Source organism: Micromonospora endolithica (assembly GCF_003626595.1).
Taxonomy (GTDB): Bacteria; Actinomycetota; Actinomycetes; order Mycobacteriales; family Micromonosporaceae; genus Micromonospora; species Micromonospora endolithica.
On the sequence record NZ_RBAK01000002.1, the window covers coordinates 95,090 to 121,385 of the forward strand.

The 26,296-nt window shown below is 73.6% G+C and carries 20 protein-coding genes; 8 read left to right on the forward strand and 12 right to left on the reverse strand.

From position 1 onward, the window contains the following. Window positions 1–75 precede the first annotated feature (75 nt). The 4 genes from D7223_RS06360 to D7223_RS06375 all read left to right on the forward strand — a co-directional run bounded on the left by D7223_RS06360 (window position 76) and on the right by D7223_RS06375 (window position 5,596). The gene (locus D7223_RS06360) at window positions 76–1,272 is read left to right on the forward strand and encodes a thiolase family protein (protein WP_120726011.1); all 1,197 of its coding nucleotides are present in this window, start codon (window positions 76–78) and stop codon (window positions 1,270–1,272) included. Beyond that, on the forward strand, window positions 1,269–3,335 hold the full coding sequence (locus tag D7223_RS06365) for a 3-hydroxyacyl-CoA dehydrogenase NAD-binding domain-containing protein (protein ID WP_120726014.1): 2,067 nt from the start codon (window positions 1,269–1,271) through the stop codon (window positions 3,333–3,335). Before D7223_RS06360 ends, D7223_RS06365 begins: the two co-directional genes overlap by 4 nt. 460 nt (window positions 3,336–3,795) lie before the next feature. After that, window positions 3,796–4,584: a hypothetical protein gene (locus D7223_RS06370; protein ID WP_420330302.1), complete on the forward strand. Its 789-nt coding sequence runs from the start codon at window positions 3,796–3,798 to the stop codon at window positions 4,582–4,584. Between the two features lie 88 nt (window positions 4,585–4,672). Next, a complete protein-coding gene (locus tag D7223_RS06375; RefSeq protein WP_120726018.1) occupies window positions 4,673–5,596 on the forward strand; it encodes a hypothetical protein in 924 nt (307 codons plus the stop codon). A gap of 56 nt (window positions 5,597–5,652) precedes the next feature. Here D7223_RS06375 and D7223_RS06380 read toward each other — a convergent pair whose 3' ends face one another. The 4 genes from D7223_RS06380 to D7223_RS06395 form a co-directional block, all read right to left on the reverse strand. Next, window positions 5,653–6,027 carry a VOC family protein gene (locus D7223_RS06380; RefSeq protein ID WP_120726020.1) on the reverse strand — a complete coding sequence of 125 codons (375 nt, stop codon included), beginning with the start codon at window positions 6,025–6,027 and terminating at the stop codon, window positions 5,653–5,655. 227 nt (window positions 6,028–6,254) lie between these two features. Next, window positions 6,255–7,433 (reverse strand): sensor histidine kinase, encoded by a 1,179-nt coding sequence (locus D7223_RS06385; RefSeq protein ID WP_238161691.1) that lies wholly within the window; start codon window positions 7,431–7,433, stop codon window positions 6,255–6,257. Then, on the reverse strand, window positions 7,430–8,098 hold the full coding sequence (locus D7223_RS06390; protein WP_120726022.1) for a response regulator transcription factor: 669 nt from the start codon (window positions 8,096–8,098) through the stop codon (window positions 7,430–7,432). Before D7223_RS06390 ends, D7223_RS06385 begins: the two co-directional genes overlap by 4 nt. A 110-nt stretch (window positions 8,099–8,208) precedes the next feature. Then, entirely contained in the window at window positions 8,209–9,486 is a 1,278-nt protein-coding gene (locus D7223_RS06395) for an outer membrane protein assembly factor BamB family protein (RefSeq protein WP_120726024.1), read from the reverse strand. Between the two features lie 104 nt (window positions 9,487–9,590). On the opposite strand from D7223_RS06395, the gene D7223_RS06400 reads away from it, so the two are divergent. Next, window positions 9,591–11,468 carry a DUF6311 domain-containing protein gene (locus D7223_RS06400; protein ID WP_120726026.1) on the forward strand — a complete coding sequence of 626 codons (1,878 nt, stop codon included), beginning with the start codon at window positions 9,591–9,593 and terminating at the stop codon, window positions 11,466–11,468. 208 nt (window positions 11,469–11,676) lie between these two features. Here the strand turns inward: D7223_RS06400 and D7223_RS06405 are convergent, their stop codons facing one another. Continuing rightward, a complete protein-coding gene (locus D7223_RS06405) occupies window positions 11,677–13,551 on the reverse strand; it encodes a DUF6311 domain-containing protein (RefSeq protein WP_238161693.1) in 1,875 nt (624 codons plus the stop codon). Continuing rightward, window positions 13,551–15,458, reverse strand: a complete 1,908-nt coding sequence (locus D7223_RS06410) for a DUF6311 domain-containing protein (RefSeq protein WP_420330303.1) — start codon at window positions 15,456–15,458, stop codon at window positions 13,551–13,553. The genes D7223_RS06405 and D7223_RS06410 overlap by 1 nt, the downstream gene beginning before the upstream one ends. Before the next feature lie 213 nt (window positions 15,459–15,671). On the opposite strand from D7223_RS06410, the gene D7223_RS06415 reads away from it, so the two are divergent. Further along, window positions 15,672–16,865 carry a hypothetical protein gene (locus D7223_RS06415; RefSeq protein ID WP_120726030.1) on the forward strand — a complete coding sequence of 398 codons (1,194 nt, stop codon included), beginning with the start codon at window positions 15,672–15,674 and terminating at the stop codon, window positions 16,863–16,865. 90 nt (window positions 16,866–16,955) lie between these two features. Here the strand turns inward: D7223_RS06415 and dxs are convergent, their stop codons facing one another. The 4 genes from dxs to D7223_RS06435 all read right to left on the reverse strand — a co-directional run bounded on the left by dxs (window position 16,956) and on the right by D7223_RS06435 (window position 23,578). Further along, on the reverse strand, window positions 16,956–18,905 hold the full coding sequence (dxs, locus tag D7223_RS06420; RefSeq protein ID WP_120726032.1) for a 1-deoxy-D-xylulose-5-phosphate synthase: 1,950 nt from the start codon (window positions 18,903–18,905) through the stop codon (window positions 16,956–16,958). Window positions 18,906–18,986: 81 nt separating this feature from the next. Next, a complete protein-coding gene (locus tag D7223_RS06425; RefSeq protein ID WP_120726034.1) occupies window positions 18,987–20,180 on the reverse strand; it encodes an anhydro-N-acetylmuramic acid kinase in 1,194 nt (397 codons plus the stop codon). 81 nt (window positions 20,181–20,261) lie between these two features. Further along, window positions 20,262–21,494 (reverse strand): class I SAM-dependent RNA methyltransferase, encoded by a 1,233-nt coding sequence (locus D7223_RS06430; RefSeq protein WP_120726037.1) that lies wholly within the window; start codon window positions 21,492–21,494, stop codon window positions 20,262–20,264. Beyond that, entirely contained in the window at window positions 21,491–23,578 is a 2,088-nt protein-coding gene (locus D7223_RS06435) for an APC family permease (RefSeq protein WP_238161696.1), read from the reverse strand. Before D7223_RS06435 ends, D7223_RS06430 begins: the two co-directional genes overlap by 4 nt. A gap of 151 nt (window positions 23,579–23,729) precedes the next feature. On the opposite strand from D7223_RS06435, the gene D7223_RS06440 reads away from it, so the two are divergent. Together D7223_RS06440 and D7223_RS06445 are read left to right on the forward strand one after the other, a co-directional pair. Further along, window positions 23,730–24,395, forward strand: coding sequence for a potassium channel family protein (locus D7223_RS06440; protein ID WP_120726039.1), 666 nt, complete (start codon window positions 23,730–23,732; stop codon window positions 24,393–24,395). 2 nt (window positions 24,396–24,397) lie between these two features. Further along, window positions 24,398–25,096: a potassium channel family protein gene (locus D7223_RS06445; RefSeq protein ID WP_120726041.1), complete on the forward strand. Its 699-nt coding sequence runs from the start codon at window positions 24,398–24,400 to the stop codon at window positions 25,094–25,096. Window positions 25,097–25,115: 19 nt separating this feature from the next. Here D7223_RS06445 and D7223_RS06450 read toward each other — a convergent pair whose 3' ends face one another. Both D7223_RS06450 and D7223_RS06455 read right to left on the reverse strand, forming a co-directional pair. Continuing rightward, window positions 25,116–25,793, reverse strand: coding sequence for a DUF3159 domain-containing protein (locus D7223_RS06450; RefSeq protein WP_120726043.1), 678 nt, complete (start codon window positions 25,791–25,793; stop codon window positions 25,116–25,118). A gap of 26 nt (window positions 25,794–25,819) precedes the next feature. Continuing rightward, window positions 25,820–26,200 carry an OB-fold nucleic acid binding domain-containing protein gene (locus D7223_RS06455; RefSeq protein WP_120726045.1) on the reverse strand — a complete coding sequence of 127 codons (381 nt, stop codon included), beginning with the start codon at window positions 26,198–26,200 and terminating at the stop codon, window positions 25,820–25,822. Window positions 26,201–26,296 lie beyond the last annotated feature (96 nt).

The window sequence follows — 26,296 nt, forward strand, 5'->3', positions numbered from 1 at the left end:
GTGCCGGCGACCTGATCCCCTTCGCGCTGCGTCTGTCGGCGCGGAGACCGGGTTTCGGTCGAAGAGGAGGCTCAAGTGCCCCGTGAAGTCCGCGATGTCGTCTTCGTCGACGGCGTCCGTACCCCGTTCGGCAAGGCGGGTGGCATGTACGCCAACACCCGCGCCGACGACCTGGTGATCCGCTGCATCCGCGAGCTGCTGCGCCGTAACCCGCAGCTGCCGCCGGAGCGGGTGGAGGAGGTCGCGATCGCCGCCACCACCCAGATCGGCGACCAGGGCCTGACCATCGGCCGGACCGCCGCCCTGCTGGCCGGCCTCCCCAAGACTGTCCCCGGCTTCGCCATCGACCGGATGTGCGCCGGCGCGATGACCGCGGTGACCTCGGTCGCCGGCGGCATCGCCATGGGCGCGTACGACATCGCCATCGCCGGCGGCGTCGAGCACATGGGCCGGCACCCGATGGGTGAGGGCGTCGACCCCAACCCGCGGATCATCGCGGAGAAGCTGGTCGACCCGTCCGCGCTGGTGATGGGCTCCACCGCGGAGAACCTGCACGACCGGGTCCCGCACATCACCAAGCAGCGCACCGACGCGTTCGCGCTCGCCTCGCAGCAGAAGACCGCCAAGGCGTACGCCAACGGCAAGCTCCAGGGTGACCTGGTGCCGGTCGCGATCCGCGACGAGGAGAACGGCTGGGGCCTGGCCACGGTCGACGAGGCGCCCCGGGACACGTCCCTGGAGAAGCTCGGCGCCCTCAAGACGCCGTTCCGCCCGCACGGGAAGGTCACCGCGGGCAACGCGGCCGGCCTGAACGACGGCGCCACCGCGAGCCTGCTGGCCGACGAGGCCACCGCCCGTGAGCTGGGCCTGCCGGTCGCCATGCGGCTGGTGTCGTACGGCTTCGTCGGTGTGGAGCCCGAGGTGATGGGCGTCGGCCCGATCCCGTCGACGGAGAAGGCGCTGCGCATCGCCGGCCTGACCATCGACGACATCGGCCTGTTCGAGCTGAACGAGGCGTTCGCCGTGCAGGTGCTCGCCTTCCTCGACCACTTCGGCATCGCCGACGACGACCCCCGGGTCAACCCGTGGGGCGGCGCGATCGCCATCGGCCACCCGCTGGCCTCCTCGGGCGTACGGCTGATGACCCAGCTGGCCCGGCAGTTCGCCGAGCACCCGGAGGTCCGCTACGGCGTGACCGCGATGTGCATCGGCATCGGCATGGGCGGCACGGTCATCTGGGAGAACCCCAACTGGGAGGGTGGAGACAAGTGAGCCTGACCGCACCCAACGAGGTCGTCACCCGGGCGCTGCTGCGCCAGGTACGCGTGCCGGGGCTGGACAAGCCGGCCGCCCTGATCACCCTGGACAACGGCTTCGACCACACCAAGCCGAACACCTTCGGCCCGGGCGGACTGACCAGCCTGGACGAGGCGATCACCGCGGCCCTCGCGGCGGACCCGGCGTTCGTCGCGGTCACCGGCAAGCCGTACATCTTCTGCGTGGGCGCGGACATCGTCGGCCTGCCGGCGTTGCAGTCCCGTGAGCAGGCGCTGGAGATCGGCCGGCTGGGCCACCGGGTCTTCGCCCGGCTCAAGGACAGCGCCGTGCCGACCTTCGCCTTCGTCAACGGCGCGGCGATGGGCGGCGGGCTGGAGCTGGCCCTGCACTGCCACTACCGGACGCTGTCCGGTGGCGCGGCCGCGCTCGCCCTGCCCGAGGTCTCGCTCGGCCTGGTGCCCGGCTGGGGCGGCACCCAGCTGCTGCCGAACCTGATCGGCATCCCGGCGGCGACGCAGGTGATCATCCAGAACCCGCTGATGCAGAACAAGATGCTCAAGCCGAAGCAGGCCGCCGAGATGGGCATCGCGGACGTGCTGCTGGAGCCGGCCGACTTCCTGGAGCGGTCCCTGGAGTGGGCCGCCGGGGTGGTCAACGGCACCGTCACGGTGACCCGGCCCGAGGTCGACCGGGACATGTGGGCCGGCGTGCTCTACTTCGCCCGGCAGACCCTCGACCAGCGGTTGCACGGCGCGGTCCCGGCCGCGTACAAGGCGCTTGACCTGCTGGAGACGGCGAAGGACGCGGACTTCGCGACCGGCACCGCGGCGGAGGACGAGGCCCTCGCGGACCTGGTCTTCTCCGAGGAACTGCGCAGCGGCCTGTACGCGTTCGACCTGGTGCAGCGGCGGGCCAAGCGGCCGGCCGGCGCGCCGGACAAGGGCCTGGCCCGCCCGGTGACCAAGGTCGGCATCGTCGGCGCCGGCCTGATGGCCAGCCAGCTCGCCCTGCTGTTCGCGCGCCGTCTCCAGGTGCCGGTCGTCATGACCGACCTGGACCAGGCCCGCGTCGACAGGGGTGTCGGCTACGTGCACACCCAGATCGAGAAGGCGGTCGGCAAGGGCCGGATGGACAAGGGCACCGCCGCCAAGCTGTACGGCCTGGTCAGCGGCACCGTCGACAAGGGATCGTTCGCCGACGCCGACTTCGTCATCGAGGCGGTCTTCGAGGACCTGAACGTCAAGAAGCAGGTCTGGGCCGAGCTGGAGAAGATCGTCAAGCCGGAGGCGGTGCTGGCGACGAACACGAGTTCGCTGTCGATCACCGCGATGGCCGAGGACCTGGAGCACCCGGAGCGGGTGGTCGGGTTCCACTTCTTCAACCCGGTCGCGGTGCTGCCGCTGCTGGAGATCGTCCGCGGCGAGCGGACCGACGACGCCACCCTCGCGACCGCGTTCGCCGTGAGCAAGCAGCTCAGGAAGTCGTCGGTGCTGGTGAAGGACGCCCCGGCGTTCGTGGTCAACCGGCTGCTCACCCGCTTCCTCGGCACGGTCTTCGCGGCCGTCGACGCCGGCACCCCGCTGGAGGTGGCGAACCGCGCGCTGGACCCGCTGGGCCTGCCGATGCGCCCGCTGGCCCTGCTCCAACTGGTCGGGCCGGCCGTCGCCTACCACGTGGGCGGCACCCTGCACGCCGCGTTCCCGGACCGGTTCGGGGTCAGCGAGAACCTCAAGCGGATCGCCGACTCCGGCCAGCCGATCGTGGTCGACGACGAGATCAACGCCGAGGTGGCGAAGCTGCTCGTGGTCGGCGACCAGCCGCTCACCGAGGAGCAGGTACGCCAGAACGCCCTCGACGCGCTGGCGCAGGAGATCCGGCTGATGCTCGACGAGGGCGTCGTCGCCGAGGCGCAGGACATCGACCTGTGCATGATCCTCGGCGCCGGTTGGCCGTTCCACCTGGGCGGCGTCACGCCTTACCTGGATCGGACCGGCACCAGCGAGCGGGTCGCCGGCCAGCGGTTCCTGCCGCCCGGTGTGGCCAGCCTGCGGTCCTGACCCACCCCGGTCCCCCGCGTTCGCGGTGGTCGCCTACCGTCCACGGTGACGGTGGCGGCCACCGCGTTCGTCTTTCCCGGGTCGGCTACGGGGCAGCGCGGATGGCCGTCGGCTCGCTAGGATCGCCCGTTCGCACTCGCCTGGAGCTGATCTCATGTCCTCACCGCCGGTCGATCCCTGGTCCGGGCCGCCGGACCGCGGCGCGCCCCCCGGGCACCATCCCTACGGCGGCCCCTCCGGCCCGCCCCCGGGGCCGTTCGACCCCGCCGCGCGACCCGCGTCGCCGGCCCCGTCCTGGCCGGGCGCGCCCGCACCGGGCCACCAGCCCGCGCCCACCACGCCGTGGCCGGCCGCCGGGCAGCAGGACAACCAGCCCACCCCACCGGCCTGGCCGGGTACCCCGCAGCCGTGGGGCGCGCCGGCCCGCCCGGAGGACCAGTCCACGCAGGTCCAGCCCCGGATCTCGGCCGGCGCGTACCCGGGCGGGTTTCCCCCGCCGCCGTCCAGCGGTCCGCCGGCCGCCTTTCCGGCCGGTCAGCCGTACGCCGGTCAGCCCTACGGCGGCCCGCCGCCGGCCAAGCGTTCCCGGATGCCGCTGATCCTGTCGCTCGCCCTCGCCGGGCTGCTGGTGTTCTGCGTGGGTGGCGGTGGGCTCGCCTACGTCGCGCTCTCCGGTGACGACGACGAGCCCACGACGGTCACCACCGCCAGTCCCGCCCCGGTGACGAGCCCGAGCGAGGGCGACCCGGCGGCGCCCGCGCAGGAGCCGTCGGAGGAGCCGAGCGCCGAGCCCCGGATCCGGCTGGTCACCCCGAAGAGCCTGGGTGGACGTCCGAAGAGCACCGACCCGGAGCTGAAGGCCCTCGCCGACGATATGGTCCGCGATCTGAAGTCGACCGTACGCAGCGAGAGCGGCGCGGTCGGCGCCTTCTACGGCAGCGCCGAGAAGGAGAACATCGTCATGGTGGTCGGCGCGTCCGGCTTCATCCTCGACCCGCAGAAGGAGTTGAACGACGCGGTCAAGGGGGTCAGCGCCGACCTGTCGGTACGGAAGATGGCCACGGTCAAGCCGGGCCCGCTCGGCGGCCTGGCCAAGTGCGGCGAGGGCGAATCCTCCGACATCCCGCTGGGTGTCTGCGTCTGGGCCGACCAGGGCAGCGTCGGCATGATCGTGATGTTCTTCTCCTCCGGCGCCGACGCGAGGTCCGAGTTCGTCGCGATCCGTGGCCAGATCGAGAAGCGGTCCTGACCGACCTGTCCGGGTCGACCCCACCGGTTCCGACCGACCGGTGGCCCGCGACGAACGCCCCACCCCGACCATCTGGAGCCGACCTGAGATGACCCAGCCGCCGTACCCCCCGCAGCCGAGCAGCGGCCCGCCGTACGGCGGGTACCCACCGCCGCAGGGCGGCCACCCCGCGCCGCCCCCGCAGGGCGGGTATCCGCCACCGGGCGGCTACCCGCCCCCACCCGGCCCGCCGGGTGGCAACCCCTCCGCACCGCAACAGGGCGGCTACCCGTCTCCGCCCGCTCCGCAGGGCGGCTACCCGTCCGCGCCGCAGTACGGCGGTGGCTACCCGACCGGTCACCCCGCCGGCCCGGAGTCCGGTGGCTACCCGCCGGCGTACGGCACCGGCCAGCCGTACGGGGCGGGTGGTTTCCCGCCGGCACCGAAGAAGCGTTCCGTCGGCAAGATCGTGCTGATCGTGCTGGCCGTGGTGCTGGTGCTCTGCGGAGGCGGCGCGGCGGTGGCGGTGGTCGCCCTGGGCGGCGAGGTCAAGGATGCCGTCGACACGGCCACCAAGACCCGGGTGGTCGAGCCGGAGACGCTCGCCGGCCGGCCGAAGGTCACCGATCCGAACCTGCTGGACCTCGCCAAGCAGCTCCAGGTCGAGCTGGGCCGGGCGGTGCCGGACGCGACCAGCAAGGTGGGCGCCTTCTACGGCAACCTGCCCGCGCGGGACCTGGTGATGGTGGCCGCGGCCTCCGGGGCGAACCCCAACCCGGGGAAGACCCTCGACGAGACGATCGCCGGGGCGAAGACGAGCGGTGTCCAGATCGGCACCATGTCCGAGGTCGATCCGGGACCGCTCGGTGGCGAGGCCAAGTGCGGCGACGCCCAGGCCGCGGAGGTGCCGATCGGCGTCTGCGTCTGGAGCGACCGCGGCAGCGTCGGCATCATCCTGATCTACTTCAAGACCGGCGCCGAGGCGTCCGCGGAACTGGTCACCATGCGCGGCCAGATCGAACGGCAGGGCTGACGCACCGCCGGCAGCAACCGGAACGGGCCCCGTCCAACGGGACGGGGCCCGTCGCGTCAGGCGCGTTCGGCGGCGCTACGGACGACGCAGAACTCGTTGCCCCACGGGTCGGCGAGCACCACGAAGCCCTCCCCGTTGGGACCGATGTGGTCGGCCAGGTGGGTGGCGCCGAGCGCGAGCAGGCGGGTGACCTCCTCGGCCCGGGTCCGGTCGGTGGGTTGCAGGTCCAGGTGTACGCGGTTCTTCACCTGCTTGCCCTCCGGCACCGCCAGGAAGAGCACCGTCGGCCCGCCCTCGGGCCGCAGCATGGCCTCCGGGTCGCCGGGGAAGTCGTCCGGCTCCATCGGGCAGTCGAAGACCTGGGACCAGAAACGGGCCAGGGCGTACGTGTCGTGACAGTCGATGCTGACGTTGTGGATGCGTGCGCTCACTCTGACTCCTCCGTCGTGAACACGGCGTGGACGTCGAAACGGTCGAAAACGATCCGTGGATGCACAGGGCTCTCCCCAAAGATCGGGCACCCCGCGTGAGTGAGGGTCAGCCTGCGAGGCGGGGCGCGGACAGCGAAACGGTGGACATCGACGCACCCCCCTCCTTCGTCGGGCTGACGCCATGATCCTCACATCGGGCGGCCGCCGGCCGCAACCCCGTACCGGCGTCAGCGGTCCGCCTGCGGGGCCGGCGTGGCGTCGGCGGCCGGCAGGGTCACCGTGACCTCCAGTCCCCCGCCGGGCTGCGCGACCGCCTTAACGGTGCCACGGTGCGCGTCACAGACCGCCCGGACGATGGACAGCCCCAGGCCGGAGCCGCGGGCGCCGGTACGCTCCCGCCCGCCCCGCCGGAACGGCTCGAACAGACCCGGCACGTCGGCCTGGTCCACCTCGAAGCCGGTGTTGCCGACCACCAGCCAGGACGTCCGCCCGTCGGAGCCGGTACGCACCCACAGCCGGCCGTGCAGGTGGTTGTAGCGGATCGCGTTCTCCACCAGGTTGCCGGCCAACCGGTCCAGCAGGCCCGGATCGCCGACCACCGGCGCGTACTCCAGCGAGGTCTGCACCCGCAGCCCGATCCGCTCCACCTCCCGCCGCATCGCGGACAGGGCGTTCGCGGTGCCCTCGGCGAGGTCGCACTCGGTACGCCGACCGAGCGGCCGGCCCGCCTGGGCCTCGCTGCGGGCGAGGATCAACAGGGCGTCCACCAGCCCGTTGGCCCGTTCCGAGGCGTCCCGGACCACGGTGGCCATCCGGCGGTACTCGGCGGTGTCCGCGTCGTCGTCGCTGAGCGTCACGTCGATCTCGGTACGCATCACCGCCAGCGGCGTACGCAGTTCGTGCGAGGCGTTGGCCACGAACCGCTTCTGCGCCTCGAACGACGCGCCCAGCCGGTCCAGCATGTCGTCGAACGTCTTGGCCAGCTCGGCCACCTCGTCGTCGGCACCGGAGTAGCCGATCCGCTGGTCCAGGGTGGCCTCGCCGAGCCGTCGCGCGGTGGCGGTCACCTGGTGCAGCGGTCGCAGCGCCCGGCCCACCACCGCGTACGCCCCGGCGACCCCGAGCACGCCGACCACGAGCAGCGCGGCGAGTCCCTCGACCAGCATCACCCGGCTGGCCGCGTCGACCAGTTCCCGCTGCCACTGGGCGGCGTCGACCGACCGGCCGTCGGCGAGCACCACGGTGCTGCCGGGCAGCAGCTCGTCGGTGGAGCGAAGCGCGTTCCGGACCAGCAGCCAGGCCAGCAGCACCAGGATCGCGCCGGCCGAGACCAGCAGCACCCCGTTGAGCAGGGTCAGCCGAAGCCGCAGCGTGGGCCGCGGCCGCAGCCGGGGCGGTGGCCTCACGACGGCACCTCGGCCAGGCGGTAGCCGGCGCCGACCACCGTCTCGATCAACGGCGGGTCGCCGAGCTTGCGGCGCAGCGTCATCACGGTCACCCGGACGATGGTGGTGAACGGGTCGGTGTTGGCGTCCCAGACCCGCTCCAGCAGTTCCTCGCTGGAGACCACCGCACCGCGGGCCTTGAGCAGCTCGCACAGCACGCCGAACTCCTTGTTGGTCAGCTCGACCGGCACGCCCCGCCGGGTGGCCACCCGGCGCGCCGGGTCGGCCACCAGGTCGGCCACCTCCAGCAGCGGCGGGGCCGGTGGCGTGGCGCGCCGGCCCAGCGCCTGCACCCGGGCCACCAGTTCGTCGAACGCGAACGGCTTGGCCAGGTAGTCGTCGGCGCCCAGACCGAGCCCCTCGACCCGGTCGGCGACGGTGCCGCTGGCGGTCAGCATCAGCACCCGGGTGAGCGCGCCGGAGGCGGCGAGGTCGGCGCAGATCTGGTCACCGTGCACCCCGGGCAGGTCGCGGTCCAGCACGACCACGTCGTACCGGGTGACGAAGGCCGCCTCGTGTCCCGCGTCGCCGTCGTACGCCACGTCGACGGCCATCCCCCGCTTGCGCAACCCGCGCGCGATCGCGTCGGCGAGGTTGCGTTCGTCCTCGACCACCAGCACCCGCATCCCGGCCTCCTCGCCCCTGACCTCCCGACAACCTAGTGCCGGCCGACAACCGGCCGTCGCCCAGCGTCCCGGTCCACCACCGCCCGCCACCCGGGCGTACCCGGTGCGGGTCAGCCGGGTAGCCGCCACACGCCGAAGCCGCCGCTCTTCCGCCGGCACACGACCATGCTGTTCTCGGCGTTGCAGTCGAGGGCACCGGGCAGCGGGGTCGCCGCCGGCGGCCCGTCCAGATCGGGGCGCAGCAACGCCACCAGCAGGCCGCCGCCCGGCAGCGCCCGGGTGCCCAGCACCGGGCCGTCGTCGCCCCGCCACGTCGGCTGCCACGACCCGAGGTCGGCGACCTGCCGGCCGGTGGCCAGGTCGAGCACCGCCATCCGGGACAGTCCGGAGGTCTGCTGCGTCACGGCCAGCGCCCGCCGGCCGGCGTTCGGCAGGATCCCCGTCTGCGGCGCCTCCCACCGCACCGCGCCGTCGGCGGGATCGAGGGCCCGGACGTTGCCGGTCGCCGCGAAGACGCAGATCAGCTCCCCGCACTCGTGGGCGGAGTCGACGAACGACAGCGGCGCCTGCCAGCGCGGAGTCAGGTCGTCCAGTCGGTATCCGCGGACCAGGCCCGGCTCGACACTGACCAGCAGGTCACCGACCACCTGGTACTGGACCGCGCCGAGGGACGCCGTCCGCGGCAGGTTCCCGGTCACCCGCGCCGCACCGGTACCGGGATCGAGCACCTCGGTCGATCCCTTCGGCCCGACCAGCACGAGCGCCTCGATCGCACCGTCGCGGGCCTGGACGATGAGATTCTCCAGCCGTCCCGGTCGGGACCAGCGGACCGCTCCCGAGTCGAGGTCCACCGCCCGCATCGAGTTCCCTCCGGTGTCCTCGCCGACGAGGTGGAGCAGCGCCCCGGCCCGGTCGTCGATCGGATATCCGGGCTGTCGCCAGCGCAATCGCCCGGTCGCCGCGTCCAGGGCGGCGGTCTCGACCCGGCGCTCACCGTCCCCCTCGGCGCTGACCAGGACCGTGCCCGGCAGGGCGGCCTGCACCCAGACCACCCGTCCCGAGATCGGCCGTGGCACCCGCCAGAGCGGCTTCGGTCGCTGCGGCCGTGCGGTGGCCCGGTCCGGCAGCGGGTAGGCGGTCAGGTGCCCGCCACCGGCGGGTGGCTCGGCGACGAGAACCATGCCGGGGGCCAGGAAAGCCAGGGCACCGGAGGTGCCGGGTACGACCGCGTACACCCGGCCGGACGGCGGCGCGGCGGCGGCCAACACGGCGAGCAGCAGCACGAGCACCAGCCCGACGCGCAGCGGCCGACCCACCGCGCGGGGCCGCCGCGACGGCGTCGGCGGCCCGAGTTCGTCCCGGATCTCGCCGAGGTCGATCAGCGTCATGCGTTCCCCCCACCTGCGACGACGGCAGGCACCGCCCGACGATCCGGCCGGCCGGGCACCGGCGCGGCGGATCGCACCGGTCACCGCCTGTACGATGGCGCGTCGTGGCCGTGCCGGTGATTGACCCCTCGCTGACAACCGACTCCGCGCCCGCCGAGGCGCAGCCGTCCCGGCGGCCCCGGCGGCGGCCGTCCCGCGCCGACGTCCTGGCCATCGGAGCCTACGTCCTGCTCGGTGTCGTCGTGTGCCTGCACTACTGGGGCGACGTGCAGAACCGGGTGTCGTCGCACCTGCCCACCGACCACAGTTGGTTCGAGTGGCTCTTCGCGCACGGCGCGTACTCGGTGCAGCACCTGGAGAACCCGCTGTTCACCAGCCGGCAGAACGCGCCGGACGGGGTGAACATGATGGCCAACACCTCGCTGCTCGGGGTGACCCTGCCGCTGGCCCCGCTGACCCTGCTGCTCGGCCCCCAGGTGATGTACGCGCTCTACCTGGGCGGCGCGCTGGCGGCCACCGCCGGCACCTCGTACTGGGTGCTGTCCCGGCACCTGGTGCGGTCCCGGGCGGCGGCGTTCGTCGGCGGCGCGTTCCTCGGCTTCGCGCCCGGCATCGTGCACCACGCCAACGGCCAGCCCAACTTCGTCTCCAACTTCCTGCTCCCGCTGATCGTGCTGCGGGTGTTCACGCTCGGCGAGGCCGGTCGCTGGCGGCGCAACGGGATCGTGCTCGGCCTGCTGGTGGCGTACCAGATCTTCGTCAACGAGGAGATGCTGCTGCTGACCGCGCTGGCCTGCCTGGTGGCCGTGGTCGCGTACGCGGTCATGCGTCCTCGGGCGGCGTGGCGGCAGGCCGGCACCTTCGCCGCGGCGCTCGGCCTCGGCGGCGGCCTGGCCCTGCTGCTGACCGCCTACCCGATCTGGTTCCAGTTCAACGGCCCGCAGTCCTACCGGGGCTTGCAGGGCGGGGTGTTCCACAACTGGGGCGAGGACCTCGCCGCCTTCGTCACCTTCCCCCGGGACACCATCGCCGGTGACGAGGCGGTGGAGAAGACCATCGGCCTGACCGAGCAGAACACGTGGTTCGGGTGGCCGCTGGTGCTGCTGGCGGTCGTCGCCCTGGTGCTGCTGGTCCGGCGTTCGCTGGTGGCCCGGATCCTCGCCGTGCTGATCGTGGCCTTCACCGTCGCGTCGCTCGGCCCGAAGATCCGCCTCAACGGGGTGGAGACGGAGACCGACGGCCCGTGGTCCTACATCCCGGACGACCTTCCGCTGGTCGAGATGATGATGCCGACCCGGCTGGCCCTGGTGGTGGCCGCGGCGGTCGGTGTGCTGCTGGCCCTGGCCTGGGACGCGGTGGCGAGCACCGGCCGCCCGCCGGTGCCGGCGCCGCGCACCGCCGCCGACGCCGCCGACACCACCGGGACGAGCCCGGCCGCCGGGTCGCGGCCACGCTGGGTCCGTCCGATCGGGTACGCGGCCATCGCGCTCGCCGTCCTGCCGTTGCTGCCCCGGCCACTGCCGGCGGAGCAGATCGAGCCGCCGCCGCACTTCATCACCTCGGGCGGTTGGCGACCGTACGTGCCGGCGGGCCGCACGCTGGTGCCGGTGCCGATCCCCAGCAACGTGCACGGCCTGTCCACGCTGCGCTGGAGCGCCCTGACCCGGCAGGAGTTCCCCGTTCCGGGCGGCTACTTCATCGGGCCGAACGAGAAGGGCGAGGGCGTGTTCGGGGCGCCGAACCGGCCGACCAGCACCCTGATCTACTCCACCATGGACCGGAACGCGACGCCGATGGCGATCACCGACGAGGACCGCCGCCGGACCGTCGAGGACCTGCGGTTCTGGAACGCCTCCGTGGTGGTCCTCGGCGACCACCCGCGCGAGGTGGTGCTGCGCGACCTGATGACCGCCCTGCTGGGCGCCCCGCCGCAGCGCGTCGACGACGTCTGGCTCTGGGACGTACGCCCCCTGGTCGACTGAGCGCGGGGCGTCGGGCTCAACCCGCCTCGACCAGCGACCAGCGACGGGCCAGCGCGGTTGCCGCGACGAAGGCGGCGAGGACGATCGTCGAAGAGCGGGCAAGCGACTCGTGAGTCGGCGGCTACCGCTACGGGGGCGAACCGTCCCGCCCGGCGTTTGTTAAAAGGGGGCCCTTCCTCTACCGGAGGCGTTAAGAAGGGACCCTTCCTTACACCAGCGGGCGGACGTCCCACACCCAGGCGCCGTCGACCGGGCGGCCGGGGCCGAGGAGCGCGTCGACGGTGCGGCGGACCGGGTCGCCGAGGTGCAGCCCACCCTGGACCACCAGGGCCGCGCGCCAGTGCCGCAGGTCCGCCACGGCGGCCCGACGGTCGGCGTCGGTGACCACCGGAACCTCGCCGGTCTCCACGACCCGGCGCAGCAGCGCGGCGGTGGGCCGGTCCGGCGCACCCCAGCGGGCGGTCGGGTCCCCCGGCGCGGTGGGCCCGATGAAGTAGCCGCCCGGCGCGCGGAACGCCAGCCCGGTCCGGGCCGACCACAGCATCGCCGGGCTCGGGCCGGCGCCGGTCACCGGCGGGACCGCGACGACGGTCCGGCCCTCGGGGACGTACGCCCGCCAGCCACCGTCGGCGACGATCGCCGGCACCGGCCAGACCGGCACCGTGCGGATCGGGGTGGGGGTCAGCGGGAGCAGCGCGGCGGCCACCGCCCCGCCCCACAGCAACCGCACCGGCACGGCCGGGACGGACACCGCGCGGATCCGGTCCAGGGAGAGCGCGACCAGGATGCCGAGCACCGGGACACACACCAGCGGGAAGCGGGCCGGCACCGCCAGGTCGAGCAGCGGCAGGTCGGCGACCAGCCGGTACGGCCCGGGTACCGACGTGGGCGCGCCGTCGAGGCGTATCTGCGCACCCAGCGACAGCAGTGCGAACAGCGCGCCGCAGACGACCAGCGCGCGGACCAGCGGTCGGCGCCACAGCCAGACCGCGACGACCCCGGCGAGCACCAGCAGTCCCGGGCCGAAGAACGAGTTCTCCTCGGTGGCGTTCGGGGCGAGCAGGCCCGGCAGGTAGGGGTCACCGAGGACCGTCTGCCGGGCCGAGGCGGTGAACGACGCGAGGTCCAGCTGGTAGCCGTGGGTGTGGAACGGCATGCCCCGGTAGTGGCCGGGGCCGAGGAACTGGAACCAGAGCGGGTACGCCAGCAGCGGCGCCGCCACCGCCGCGCCGACGGAGATCCGGCCGAGCAGGGCGGGCGCGTGCCGGCGGGCGGCCGGCGGGTCGGCCACCGCGTACGCGACGACGAACACCCCGGCGGCCAGGGCCAGGAACAGCAGCACCTCCTCGCCCAGGAAGACCTGGTACGCCACCAGCAGCCCGAGCAGCACCCCGCGCCGCACCACCCGGTCGCGCCGGGGGTGGAACACCAGCGCCAGGATCGGTGGCAGCAGGAACTGGGCGGCCATGTGCAGGTGCGCGCCGGCCTGGGCGACCATCCCCGGGGCGAATCCGCAGAGCAGCCCGCCGACCGCCGCGGCGGCCCGGGAGTCGACGAACCGCCGACGCAGCAGGACGTACCAGGCGGTGGCGGTGCCGGCGAGGCAGGCGACCACGGCCACCAGGAACGCCACCTGGGAACCGAGCAGGAGGGTGACCGGGGTCAGTGGCACCCCGAGGCCGAGCACCGAGGTGTTCGCCATCAGGTTCACCCCGTCCGGGGCGTTCAACGCCGTACTGCGCAGCGGGTTGTCCCCCTCGACCACCGCCCGGGCCGCGCGGGCCAGCATCCACTCGAAGAGGATCTGGTCGCCGGCCTGGTGGAACAACCGGTCCGGCCGGCCCCACTGGCCGGCGGTGAGCACCGCCGCCAGGCCGAGGTAGCCGGCGACCACCAGCGCGTCCGGGCCGCCCGCGACCATCCGGCGCCACGACCGCCCGGCGGTCGACCGGACACCTGCCGCGTTCCGGGACGCCGCGGGCGGGGCGTCCCGGGGTGACGCCGCGGCCGCGGGTGGCGGGTCCGCACCGTCCGGCGCGGGCCGGGTGGGCGGCGCGCCGGGGGCGGGTGGTGCGTCGGGCATCAGGCTGGTCGGTCGGTCAGCGCCCGGACGTCCCAGACCCAGACGTCCAGCTCCCGCCGGCCGGGGCCGACCAACTGCTCGACGGTACGCCGCAGCGGCTCGGCGTGGTGCTGCCCGACCGGCAGCACCAGGATCGCCGCCCGCCAGTGTCGCAGCTCGTCCAGGGACCGCCGGCGCCGCCGGTCGTCCAGCGCCGGGACGCGCCCCGTCGAGGCGACCTCCTCCAGCAGCCTGCCCATTCCGCTGGGCCGGCCGCCGAAGCGCCCCGGGTCACCGGTGTTGCCGTTACGGGGAGCGAGGAAGTACCCACCGGGGATCTTGAAGTCGAGGTTCGTGGCGGCGGCCCAGCGCATCCCGTGGGTGTTGCCCATGCTCGGCACCGGGATCGGCACCAGCGTCTGGTCCGGCCCGACGTAGCCGCGCCACCGGTCGGCGGTGATGAACGCCGGCACCGGCGGGCGGGAGGTGACCGCGAGGGGCATCGGCGCGATCGGCAGCAGCACCAGGACCAGCCCGGCGACGGTGAGCGACCGCAGGGTCCGGGGTTCCACCGGCAACGACCGGGACCGTTCGACCGCGTACGCCAGCAGCAGCCCGACCACCACCGTGGTGATCAGCCCGAAGCGGGTCGGCACCACCGCGTCCAGCAGCGGCAGCCGCACCAGCCACTCCCACGGCCCGGTGACCAGCTCCCGCTCCCACCAGGAGATCCGCTCGCCGAGGGAGAGCACGGCGAAGAACGCCCCGGTCACGGCGAGCGCCCGGATCAGGGGTTCCCGGCGCAGCCAGAGAACGATGCCGACGGCGACCAGGGAGAGACTCCAGCCGAAGAAGGCGTTCTCCTCGGAGTAGTTCGGCGCCAGGTTGGCGTTGGCGCCCTGGTCGCCGCCCAGGGTCGGCGAGCCGGGGGCGAAGAAGGCGGCGATGTCGTTGCCGTAGTCACGGACCGCGTCGCTGAGCCCGTGGTACGCCATCGGCCCGGCGAACTGGATGTAGAGCGGATAGGCCAGCAGAGTCCCGGCGATCAACGTGCAGGTGGCCACCGCCTTGCCCAGTGGCCGCCAGGCCGCCGACCACAGCGCCGGCCGCTGCGCCACCACCGCGAGGAGGAAGACGCCGCAGGCCAGTGCGGTGAAGAGCAGGATCTCCTCGTTGATGAACGCCTGCCCGGTCACCAGCAGGGCCAGCAGCGCCCCGTCCCGGTAGGGCCGGCGGGACCTCGTGATCACCAGCACCCGCCACACGATGAACGGCAGCAGGAACTGCGAGATGATGTTCGGGTGCCAGTTGGCGTGCGACAGCATCGCCGGTGAGAACCCGCAGAACCAGCCGCCGACGGCCGCCGCGAGCGGGCTGCGCACCACGTGCCGGGACAGCACGAAGTACCAGGCCGCGGCGGTGCCGGCCAGCCCCAGCGTCACCAGCAGCACGAAGGTCACCGCCGGGCCGAACAGCAGGGTCACCGGCACCATCGGGATGCCCAGCGCCAGGATGGCCGTGTTGGCCATCAGGTTGACCCCGTCGGGGTAGTTGAACTGCTCGGTGAAGAACGGGAACTCCCCGTGCAGCACCACCCGTACGGAGTGGGCGAGGAAGAACTGCACCTGCGCCGGGTCGCTGCTGTAGAGTGCCGCCACCCGCCCGGACGGGTCGGCCCAGTGCTGGCTGGTCACCCACACCGCGGCGAGCAGGAACACGCCGAGCACGGTGAGATCCTGCCGGTGGCGCGCCCACCGGGCGAACCGGCCGCGCCGTGGCTGCGCCGTACCGGTGCCGTCGTCGGCCCGGCCACCGTCGGGGTCGCGCTCGGCCGGCGCGGCGGCGTCCGCGCCGGGCCGGTCGACCTCGGGCGTACGCCCCGCCGCCGCGCCGCCGTCGCTCTGCGTGCCCCTGGTCGGTGTGGACACCGGGGCCGTGGCGGTGGCGGAATCCGGCGAAGACTCGGCGCGGGTCTCGGCAGGCGTCACAGTCGGCGGAGTCTACCGGAGGTGGAAAAAGGCACCAAAGTCACCGCGCGATCCCCTGTGGACGATGAGCCGCCTGGTTGCCGGCGGTCACCGCGCGTTGCGTACGATGGCGCTTTCGTCAACGACGCCGAGGCGATCGAGGGGACGTACCAGGTGGTTCCAGCCCGCCGGCCCGGCACCGCGGCCACCGCCCTGCTGGCCCTGCTGCTGACCGCGACGGCCTGCGGGCCGGTCGCCGACCGTCAGCCCGGTGACCTGCGGGTCGGCTACGACACCGTCGACGGTTCGGTCGCGGTGTGGCCGCCGCGCGGCACGCTCGCCGGTGACCGCCAGGTGACCCGGAAGGTCACCGACGCGGTCCGCGCGTGGCGCTCGCCGGTCGACGACCGGGCATACCTGCCCAGCTCCGGGATCCTCTGGTCCGGTGCGGCCGACGGGTCCCGGTTGGCCCTGGTCGCCGCCGACGTGCCCGGCGAGGGCGCCTCCTGGCTCCTCCAGGTCACCGCCGACGGCGACCGGTACGCGGTCACCCACGCCACCGAGTACACCGACCCGGGTTACCTGGTCTACTCCGACGTGTTGCCGGTGCACGTCGGCACCGGCCGACGCTACCTGGTGTCGGCGCGCGTCGAGCGGCTGCTCGGCCCCGGCGGTCGACCGGTGCCGCAGACCGACGGTCTGACCGCGCCGGTCGCCGTGCCGCCCTGCCGGGCGGTGCCACTGACCGTGACGCTGCGGGCGACCGAGTCGCTGCCCCGGGGCCGCGCCGCCGATCGCCTGCTCGACCTGGGCACCGGCACCGCCGCCCCCCGCTATCCGCTGGTACGCGACGAGTCCGGCGCCGGCCGCCGGGCCCTGACCGACCTGGACACCTGCGCGCTCGCCGACGACGAGGGCCCGTTCGGCAGCATCCTGCGGCGCGTCGGGGACCGGGACGTCGCCGCCGCGGTGCCGTCGTCGTGGCCGATGGCGAAGATCTCCGCCCGCACCGTCGGCGAGTTGACGCCCGGCGGTGGCGGAACGCCGGCCGAGCTGGAGCAACTGAGCTGGGAGACCGCCGACGGGACGATGACCGCGGTGGTCCATCGCCCGGCCGGCGGCGGCGCCCCGTCGGCGTCCCGCGCGGACCGGGTCGATCCCCTCCAGTCCTACCTGCTGCCGGTGCCCGGGCGGAAGCTCCTGGTGCTGAGCTGGCGGGCGACCCGGGACAGCTCCCTGTCCGTTCCACCCGGGACCACCAAGCTCGTGGACCGCCCCGGCCTGGTGGTCGTCCCCTGGCCCGAGAAGCGGGAGACCTTCAGCCTCGCCTCCGCCGACGAGACCCACTACCGCTCCGCCGGCGACTGACCCCGCCTGACGCACCGGCGTCCGGCACGGAGAAAGAGTGGCCGTTCCGGGGCGGAACAGCCACTCTTTCCGGTGATCGCGGGTGCCGGGTCAGTTCTGGGCGGCGGTGTTCCTCCGGGCCGGCATCGGTTCCACCGGCGCCGCGTCCAGCTGGGAGATCCAGCCGGTGACGTCGCGGGCCACGTCCTGCGCGGTCAGGCCCAGGTCGGCCAGGATCTGGCCACGGCTGCCGTGCGGGTGCCAGTCGGCGGGGATGCCCAGGTCCTTCAGCGGCACCCGGACGTCGGCGTCACGCATGGCCTGCGCGACGGCCGACCCGACACCGCCGACCCGGACACCGTCCTCGACGGTGACCACGAGGCGGTGCCCGGCGGCCAGCTCGACCAGCTCGGCCGGGACCGGACGGACCCAGCGCGGGTCGACCACGGTGACCCCGTAGCCCTGCTCGGCGACCCGGGTGGCGACCTCCATGCCGAGCTGGCCGAAGGAGCCCACGGCGACCAGCAGCACGTCGGTACGCGCCGACTCGGCCAGCACGTCGACCGGGCCGACCCGGCGCAGCGCGGGCAGGTCGGCGGGGACCGAGCCGGTCGGGAACCGGACGATGGTGGGTCCGTCGTCCACGGCGACCGCCTCGCGCAGCTCCTCGCGCAGCGTCGCGGCGTCGCGGGGCGCGGCGATGCGCAGACCCGGAACCACCCCGAAGACCGACATGTCCCACATGCCGTAGTGGCTCGGCCCGTCCGGACCGGTGATGCCGGCCCGGTCCAGCACGAACGTCACCGGCAGCCTGTGCATCGCCACGTCCAGCAGGACCTGGTCGAACGCGCGGTTGAGGAAGGTCGCGTAGACCGCCACCACCGGGTGCAGCCCGCCGAGCGCGAGACCGGCCGCCGAGGTGGCCGCGTGCTGCTCGGCGATGCCCACGTCGTAAACCCGGTGGGGATGCTTGCGGGCCAGCTTGGCGATGCCGGTCGGCTCGGCCATCGCGGCGGTGATGCCCACCACGTCGGGCCGCTCGTCGGCGATCGCGACCAGCTCGTCGGCGAAGACGTTCGTCCACTTCACCGACGGCGCGGCGGTGGACTTGCCGGTGGCGATGTCGAACGCGCCGGGGCCGTGGAAGCAGTCCGCCTCGTCCTCCTCGGCGGGGCGGTAGCCGTAGCCCTTGCGGGTCACCGCGTGCACGATGACCGGGCCGCCGAAGTTCTTCGCCGCCCGCAGCGCCGCCTCGACGGCGGTGACGTCGTGGCCGTCGACCGGGCCGACGTACTTGATGCCCAGGTCCTCGAACATCGCCTGCGGGGCGACCGCGTCCTTGATGCCCTTCTTGACCGCGTGCAGCACCTCGTACATCGGCTTGCCGACCAGCGGGGTCGAGCCGAGGGCGTCCTTGACGGTGTCCAGCACCTTCTCGTAGCCCGGGTTGAGCCGCAGCGACGAGAGGTGGTCGGCCAGCCCGCCGATGGTCGGGGCGTACGAGCGGCCGTTGTCGTTGACCACGATGACGAGCGGGTTGCCGGCGGTGGCGATGTTGTTCAACGCCTCCCAGCACATGCCGCCGGTCAGCGCGCCGTCGCCGACCACCGCCACGACGCTGCGCTGCTCGCCCCGGAGCGCGTACGCCTTGGCCAGGCCGTCGGCGTAGGACAGCGCGGTGGAGGCGTGCGAGTTCTCGATCAGGTCGTGCTCGCTCTCGGCCTGGCTGGGGTAGCCGGAGAGGCCGCCGCGCTGCTTCAGCTTGTCGAAACCGACCTGCCGGCCGGTGACGATCTTGTGCACGTACGCCTGGTGACCGGTGTCGAACAGGAGCCGGTCCCGGGGGGAGTCGAAGACCCGGTGCATGGCCAGGGTCAGTTCCACCACGCCCAGGTTGGGACCGATGTGCCCGCCGGTGCGGGAGACCTTGGCGACCAGGAAGTCACGAATCTCGGCCGCGAGGATGCCGACCTGTTCGGCGGACATCCGCTTGACGTCCTGCGGGCCACGGACGGTGGCCAGCAGCCCGGTGTGGTGGACCGTGCCCTCTTCAACACTCATGACGAAGGAGTCTATCGGCCGCCGCCCAGTCCGCAGCCCGGCCCGCGACAGCGCGGCCCGTTCGGACCGCTGAGCGCCGGGTCAGCCGGCCACCCGCCCGCCGGGTCGGCCGGCGATCCGCAGCCGGCGGGGCGGGACGACGGCCGGGCCGGCCCGGTGCGCCGGTCCGGCCGGGGTCCAGGAGCCGAGCACGGCGGCCCGGGTGGCGCCGGTCACCGACGGCAGCGCGCCGGGCAGGCCGTGCCAGGACAACCAGCCGAGCAGGGCGAACGCGTACGCCTCCTTGGCCTGGGCGGGCACCCCCAGCTCGTCGGTGGTACGCAGCCGCCAGCGGCCCTCCCCCAGCGCGGCCAGGCGGGCACGGAGGGTGGGATTGCGCACCCCGCCGCCGGCCGCCACGACCTCGACCACGCCGTGCCGGTCGCAGGCGTCGGCCACCGTGCGGGCGGTCAGCTCGGTCAGCGTGGCCAGCAGGTCCTCGACCGGCACCGGAGCACCCAGGGAGGTCAGGCGTTCGTCCAGGTAACCGGCGTGGAACAGCTCCTTGCCGGTCGACTTCGGCGGCGCCGCCGCGTAGTACGGCTCGGCGAGCAGCGACGCCAGCAGACCGGGGTGCACCCGCCCGGTCGCCGCGACCGCCCCGTCGGTGTCGCAGGGCCGGCCGAGGAAGCGCCGGGCGGCGGCGTCGAGCAGGGCGTTGGCCGGGCCGACGTCGTACCCCAGCACGGGGGCGTGCGGCGCGACCACGGTGAGGTTGGCGATGCCGCCCAGGTTGAGCGCCGCCCGGGGCCCGGCGGCGTCGTCCGGGTCCAGCAGCAGCGCGTCGAACGCCGGCACCAGCGGCGCGCCCTGACCGCCCGCGGCGACGTCCGCCGCCCGCAGGTCCGACAGCACCGGTACGCCGACCCGGGCGGCCACCCGCGCGACCGACCCGAGTTGCAGGGTCCCCCGGACCGTCCCGGCGTCGACCCAGTGGAAGACCGTCTGGCCCGGTGAGACGACCGCGTCCACGGTGCCGCCGGCCAACTCGACCCCGGCCGCCGCCGCCTCGGCGAAGACGTCACCGAGGCGGTTGTCCAGCCGGCAGACCGCCTCGATCGTGGTGGCGGCCGGCGGCAGCACCGCGGAGATCGTGTCCCGCAGCTCGTCGTCGTAGCCCAGCTCGCGGTGCCCCAGCGGGCGCAGCCACAGGGTGTCCCCGTCGACGGTGAACTCGGCGGCCACCACGTCCACCGCGTCGTACGACGTCCCCGACATCAACCCGACGATCTTCATGAAAGGAAGGGCCCCCTGTTAACGCCTACGGTAGAGGAAGGGTCCCTTCCTAACACCTCGGCCGACGACGGTCACCGGCACCTACCCGGGCAGCAGCAGACCGACCAGCTCCACGTGCTGGGTCATCGGGAACAGGTCGAACCCGCGCAGCTCGGCCAGCCGCCAACCCGCCCCGGCGAACGTGTGCACGTCCCGGGCGAAGGCGGCCGGGTCACAGGCCACGTACGCGACCGCGCGCGGACCGGCGGCCACGATGTCCCGCACCACCGGCGCCCCCGCGCCGGAGCGGGGCGGGTCGAGCACCACCACGTCGACCGGGCCGGTGATCCGTCGGCGGGCCAGCGCGGTCTCCACCCGGGCCGCGACGACCTCCACCCACGGCAGGTCGGCCAGGTTCTCCCGGGCCGCCGCCACGCCCTGTGCGGCGGACTCGACCAGGGTGATCCGGCCGGTGTCGCCGACCCGGGCGGCGAGCGCCGCGGCGAAGAGCCCGGCACCCCCGTAGAGGTCCCAGGCACGCTCGCCGGGCCGCGGGGCGAGCTGCGCCAGCACCGCGTCGACGAGGGTGTCCGCGGCGGCCGGGTGCACCTGCCAGAACGACGACGCGGACAGCTCCCACTCCCGCCCGGCGGCCCGCTCGCGGACCCGCTCCGGGCCGCTCACCGTGGTCGGCGTGCCCTCGGCGTACGCGGTGACGGCCACGTCGCCCCCGGTGGACGCGACCGTCTCGACGGCGTCCGCGTCCGGCCAGCGGACCCCGCCGGGCGCCAGCACCGGCAGCTCCTGGATCGCCGGGTGCGCGATCAGGCACCGGTCCACCGGCACCACCTCGTGCGAGCGGTGCTTGAGCAGGCCGGCCCGGCCGGCGCCGTCGACCGTGTACCGGATGCGGGAGCGCCAGCCCAGCGGACCGCCGGGCAACGCCTCCACCCGCACCGCGAGGGCGTCGCACTCGGCGTCGGTCAGCTTCGCCAGCCGGATCAGCTGCTCGCGGACCACCGCCGTCTTCCAGTCCAGCTGCGCGGCGGGGGCGACGTGTTGCAGGTCGCAGCCGCCGCAGCGGCCCGGTCGGGCGTACGGGCAGGGTGGCTCCACCCGCTCCGGCGCGGCCTGGAGCACCGTCACCGCGTCGGCGCGGGCGAAGCCCCGGTGCACCTCGGTCACCTCGGCGACGACCCGCTCGCCGGGCAGCGCGTGCCGGACGAAGACCACCTGCCCGTCGACCCGCGCCACGCAGTGCCCGCCCGGGGCGACCGCGTCCACGGTCAGCTCGACCCGCTCGGCCTCCCCGAGGCCGCGATCCGGGGCGCTCACGACCGGCCCCCGTCGGTGTCCCGCTCGCTGGACGGCGGCGCGGGACTCTCCGGCGCCGCGGCCATCGGCGCGGCCGGCGGCGGGGTGCCAGGCGACGCCCCCGCCCGGGGACCCCGGGCCGGGCTGCGGCTCAGCGTGGCGTCCAGCCGGTCCAGGTTCTTGCCGGCGGTGGAGGCGAGCTGCCACGGGACGCTGGTCACCATCACCCCCGGTTCGAAGAGCAGCCGGCCCTTGAGCCGCAGCGCACTCTGGTTGTGCAAGAGGTTCTCCCACCAGCGCCCGACCACGTACTCGGGAATGAAGACGGTGACCACGTCGCGGGGCGACTCCCGGCGGACGCCGGCCACGTAGTTGAGGATCGGCCGGGTGATCTCCCGGTACGGCGAGTCGATCACGGTCAGCGCCACCGGTACGTTGCGCCGATCCCACTCGGCCTGCAACTGCCGGGTGTCCTTGTCGTCGACGTTGACCGTCACCGCGGTGAGCGTGTCCGGTCGGGTGGCCTTCGCGTACGCCAGAGCCCGCAGGGTCGGCTGGTGCACCTTGCTGACCAGCACGACGGCGTGGTTGCGGGCCGGCAGCACCGGGCGCCCCTCGTCCGGGGTGAGTTCCACCGCGACCCGGTCGTAGTGCCGGCGGATGGCCAGCATCAGCACGTAGATCATCGCCATCGCGACGATCGCGATCCACGCGCCGAGCAGGAACTTCGTCACCAGCACGATGACCAGGACGGTGCCGGTCATCGCCATGCCGAAGCTGTTGATCGCCCGGGACCGGATCATCCGGCGGCGCGCCTCGGCGTCCCGCTCGGTGCGCAGGTGCCGGTTCCAGTGCCGGATCATGCCCGCCTGGGACAGCGTGAACGACACGAAGACACCGACGATGTAGAGCTGGATGAGTTTGGTCACCTCGGCCTGGAAGCCGACGATCAGCACGATCGCGAACGAGGCCAGGAAGACGATGCCGTTGGAGAAGGCCAGCCGGTCGCCCCGGGTGTGCAGTTGCCGGGGCAGGTAGCGGTCCTGGGCCAGGATCGAGCCGAGCACCGGGAACCCGTTGAACGCGGTGTTCGCGGCCAGGAACAGGATCAGCGCGGTCGCGCCGGCCACCACGAAGAGCAGCACCGAGCCGGACCCGAACACCGTCTCGCCGAGCTGCGTGGTGACGGTCTTCTGCACGTACCCCTCGGGCCCGGCGACGATCTGGAGATCCGGGTCCTCGACGAACTGGAGCCCGGTCAGCCGGGCCAGCCAGATGATCCCGACCAGCATGCTCACCGCGATGGTGCCGAGCAGCAGCAGCGTGGTGGCCGCGTTGCGGCTCTTCGGCGCCTTGAACGCCGGCACCCCGTTGGAGATCGCCTCCACGCCGGTCAGCGCCGCGCAGCCGGAGGAGAAGGTCCGCAGCAGCAGGAAGATCAGCGCGAAGCCGGTCACGCTGTGCTCGGCCTGGATCACCAGGTCGGCGCTGGGCGCGCGCAGGTCGTGGCCGAGCACGAAGACCCGGACCAGGCCGGTGAGCAGCATGCCGCCGATCACGATGACGAACCCGTAGGTGGGGATCGCGAACAGGTTGCCGGACTCCCGCAGGCCGCGCAGGTTCAGCGCGGTGAGCAGCACCACCGCGCTGACCGCGATCAGCACCTTGTGGGTGGCCACGAACGGCACCACCGAGCCGAGGTTGGCCACCCCGGCGGAGACCGACACGGCGACCGTCAGCACGTAGTCGACCAGCAGCGCGCTGGCCACCGCGACACCGGCCCGCGGCCCGAGGTTGACCGTGGCCACCTCGTAGTCGCCGCCACCGGACGGGTAGGCGTGCACGGTCTGCCGGTAGCTGGCCACCACCGTGAGCATCACCACGACCACCGCGAGCGCGACCCACGGCGAGAAGAAGTACGCCGACGCGCCGGCGATGGACAGCGTCAGCAGGATCTCGTCCGGCGCGTACGCGACGCTGGACAGCGCGTCGGACGCGAAGACGGGCAGCGCGATGCGCTTGGGCAGGAGGGTGTGCTGGAGCCGGTCGGACCGGAACGGTCGACCGAGCAGGAGCCGCTTCAGCAGCGAGGTGGGACTGGCCACAACCGCCAAGAGTACGACCACCGGTCGGCCCCTCCACCGGGTGGCCGATCACGGTGGGGCGTACGGGCGGAGTACCGTCTGCTCCGCGTCCGCGCGGGCAACGTGGCAGGCTGGTGCCGCACGTGGTGCGGGCCGGTGAGGAGGGGACGCGGTGCACGTCGTGATCATGGGCTGTGGCCGGGTGGGTTCGACCCTCGCCCAGAGCCTGGAGTCCCGGGGGCACTCGGTGGCGGTGATCGACCAGGACGCCGACTCGTTCCGGCGGCTGGGTCCCGACTTCGCCGGGATCACGGTCACCGGCGCCGGCTTCGACGGCGAGGTGCTGCGGCAGGCCGGTATCGAGCGGGCCGACGCCTTCGCGGCCGTCTCCAGCGGCGACAACTCCAACATCATCTCCGCCCGGCTGGCCCGGGAGACGTTCGGTGTCTCCCGGGTGGCGGCCCGGATCTACGACCAGCGGCGCGCCCAGGTCTACGAGCGCCTCGGCATCCCGACCGTGGCCACCGTGCGGTGGACCGCCGACCGGATGCTGCGGCACCTCGTCCCCGAGGGCAACGTGGAGATCTTCCGCGACCCGACGAGCACCGTGTCGATCGTCGAGGTGCCGGTGCACAAGGACTGGATCGGCCGCACGGTGCGCGCGCTGGAGGAGGCGACCGGCGCCCGGGTGGCGTACCTCATCCGGTTCGGCATCGGCACCCTGCCCACCGTGTCCTCGGTCGTCCAGGAGGGCGACCAGATCTTCATGCTGGTCACCGACGACATCGTGGCGCCGGTGACGTCGGTGGCGGCGACCCCGCCGGAAGGAGGGCACTGAGCATGCGGATCGCCATCGCCGGCGCCGGCAACGTGGGTCGGTCGATCGCCCAGGAGCTGATCGACAACGGCCACCAGGTGATGCTGATCGAGCGGCAGCCCCGGATGCTGCGCCCCGACCGGGTGCCCGCCGCCGACTGGGTGCTGGCCGACGCGTGCGAGCTGGCCAGCCTGGAGGAGGCCAACATCGCCGGCTGCGACGTGGTCGTCGCGGCGACCGGCGACGACAAGGTCAACCTGGTGGTGTCGCTGCTGGCCAAGACCGAGTTCGCGGTGCCCCGGGTGGTGGCCCGGATCAACCGGGCCGAGAACGAGTGGCTGTTCACCGAACAGTGGGGCGTGGACGTCGCGGTGAGCAAGCCACGGGTGATGGCCGCCCTGGTCGAGGAGGCGGTCACCGTCGGGGACCTGGTCCGGTTGATGACCTTCCGGCAGGGCGAGGCGAACCTGGTCGAGATCACCCTGCCGCCGACCGCTCCGTACGTCGGCCAGCCGTTGCGCGCGGTGCCCCTGCCCCGAGACTCCGCCCTGGTGGCGATCCTGCGCGGCAAGCGGGTGCTGGTGCCCAGCCCGGACGACCCGATAGAGGCCGGCGACGAACTGATCTTCGTCTGCACCGCCGAGGTGGAGGACGCGGTCCGGACGGTCGTGCTCGGCGCGGACAGCGTGGAGCGGACCCGCGAGTCCCGGGGTCCCCGCTGACCGTCGGTCGTGCCGGTGCTCAGGCGCCGGGCAGCGGCGCGGTCTCCCGGGTCACCCGGCGGACGGTCCAGACCGTGATGAGCAGCAGCAGCACGTACGGCGGATAGCCCAGCACCAGCCGGGCGATGCCCAGCGCGGTGTCCTGGTGGGCCAGGTAGAGCCCGGCCTGGACGCCCACCTTGGCCAGCCAGACCACGCCCCAGAGCACGGTGAGGCCGGTGAAGGTACGCACCAGCCGGGGGTCGTCCCGCCACTCGGACTTGCCCTTGGCGACCAGCACCGACCAGATCCAGCCGACCAGGGGCTGTCGGATCGCCGCCGAGATCAGCAGAGCCACCCCGTAGCCGATCCCGTAGAGGATCCCGGGGAGGTAGAAGTCCCGCTCGTCGCCGGTGCGCCAGGCGATGGCGGCGCCGATGCCGACGCCGAACAGGCCGTTGACCGCGTGCCGGACCGGCCGGCGCTGGACCAGCCGCAGCACGGCGATCGCCAGGGCCACCGACACCGAGGCGATGACGGCGGGGCGCAGGTCACCGATGATGTTGGCCACCACGAAGACGACCACCGGGATGCTGGACTCCACCAGCCCCCGCCAGCCACCCAACTGGTCGGCCATCTGCTCGGCCAGGCTGGGCAGCGGCTCCTCGTCCACCGGTCCCAGGTCCGGCTGTGCCGGCCGGTGCTGTCCCGTCGTCATGCCCTGCCTTCTGTCCGCTGGGGAGTTCACTTCGGCGGTTCCAGCTCGTAGTACGGGTTGTAGATGACCTTGCGGTCGTCCCGGACGGCCATCCGGCCGCGGGCGGTCAGGTGGCGGCCGGGCTCGATGCCGACGATCTGCCGCCGGCCCAGCCACACCAGGGTGACCACGTCGCTGCCGTCGTAGAGGTCGGCCTCCAGCGTCGGCAGGTTCGTCCGCGGCGTGTACACCACCGTGCGCAGCCGCCCGGCGACCGAGACCACCTGACCCCGCATGCACAGCTGGGCGGGCGGGCAGCCGTGCTCGGCGCTCTCCCGGCGCAGTTCCTGCGCCTCGATCTCCGCCTCGCTCGCGGTGAACCGGCGCAGCATCCGCCGCAGGGAACTCTGGCGCTCGTCGGTCGTCATGACCTCCGCGTCACCCTCTCCACGCTCGCCGGCATTGCCGCCGGCTCCGGCCTGTGGACCCGACGACGCCGGGACCGTCCCGCCAGCGTACGCCGA